Source organism: Mesorhizobium sp. M7D.F.Ca.US.004.03.1.1 (assembly GCF_003998635.1).
Classification (GTDB): domain Bacteria; phylum Pseudomonadota; class Alphaproteobacteria; order Rhizobiales; family Rhizobiaceae; genus Mesorhizobium; species Mesorhizobium loti.
The window spans coordinates 1-1,151 of the sequence record NZ_RZQG01001351.1 but is presented as its reverse complement, the minus strand read 5'-3'; the positions used below and the strand labels follow the sequence as shown (position 1 = coordinate 1,151).

The following is a 1,151-nucleotide window of genomic DNA, read 5'->3' as shown; positions in this document are numbered from 1 at the left end:
CTGCCACATCCTGTCCGGCGTTTCGGTGATCGCGGAGGACGGCGGGCAAGCGCGCACCGTCAAGGCGGGCGACAGCTTCGTGCTGAGGCCCGGCTTTAGGGGAAGCTGGGAAGTGCTTGAAACGACCCGCAAGGAATATGTAATCAAGTTGTAGGCATCGGGAACGGATCAGACGACGCGATCGATATCGCTGTCCGAAAATCCGTATCGCGCCATCATCTGCCGGTGCCAGTCGCTGCCCAGCAATTCGCCCAGGCAGGAATCGATGCGCCGGAGCAGGGCGCTGTTGCCCTTGGCGATCGCGAAGGCGCCGGCCGACGGTTGCTTTTCAATCGGAGGAACCTCGACAAACCCAAGCGGCATGTCGGGCCGCTGCGCCAGATAACCTCGATGCGCCATCGCAACGCTGGCATAGGCGTGCACCGTGCCATCGGCGACAGCGTGTGCCGCATCCGCCTGCGTTGCAAACATCCTGACCTGCTCAGGCGCGATTGCGTTGTGCAGCGCCGTAAGATGCTGAACCTGATCGGTTATGACGCCGATCAACGCCCTTCGGTCCTCGGCGATGGATTGGTAGCCGCGAAAGCCGCGCGGATTGTCTTTCGCGACCAGCAACCCGTCCTGCAATGCCCAGATCGGCCGTGTGAAGTCGACAAGCTGCCTGCGCTCTTCGGAGACGAACAGGCCGGTCGTCATGGTCCAGCGGCCCTCGACCAAGCCTGGCAGCAGTTCAGCGAATTCGGTTTCGATCGGGCTGAAGCTCGCCAATCCGAGCATGTCGCCGAGGCGGCGCGCAAGCTCGACGTCGCAGCCGGAAACCTCGCCCGATGCGCCGGTGAAGCAGAATGGCGGCTCTTCCAGGAAGGCAAATTTCAACTCGGTCATGTCAGGCAAAGCATCGCCGTCCTATTTTGCCGGAAACTGGCTGAGGCAGGCCTCCGACGCCTTGTCGTGAAAGGCCAGGATGTCGACATCCTGTGCCTCGATATCGGCGTCGGAGATCTCGTCGCGATAATACTGCGCCATGAGATCGAGCCCCTCCTGGCTGATGCCCTGCGTCGGCATCTCGCGGGCAAGGCAGCCGCACAGGCTGAGCGCACGATCCGGTGAGCCGATCTTGTGGTTGGAGAGGATAAAGGTCTGTGCCGGAC

General features: G+C 62.1%; 2 protein-coding genes and 1 pseudogene. 1 reads left to right on the top strand and 2 read right to left on the bottom strand.

Annotated elements, in window-relative coordinates:
* On the top strand, nucleotides 1-154 hold a 154-nt coding region (locus EN935_RS37005; RefSeq protein ID WP_127374290.1), incomplete at its 5' end, for a cupin domain-containing protein.
* 14 nt (nucleotides 155-168) lie between these two features.
* Here EN935_RS37005 and EN935_RS37000 read toward each other — a convergent pair.
* Nucleotides 169-885, bottom strand: coding sequence for a transporter substrate-binding domain-containing protein (locus EN935_RS37000; RefSeq protein ID WP_127265046.1), 717 nt, complete (start codon nucleotides 883-885; stop codon nucleotides 169-171).
* Between the two features lie 21 nt (nucleotides 886-906).
* Nucleotides 907-1,151, bottom strand: a pseudogene (locus EN935_RS36995) (hypothetical protein); the annotation flags it as partial.

What these genes read in the sequence shown, in the direction of transcription:
- EN935_RS37000 (WP_127265046.1), bottom strand. Translation starts at nt 885, where the DNA reads ATGACCGAGTTGAAATTTGCCTTCCTGGAAGAGCCGCCATTCTGCTTC.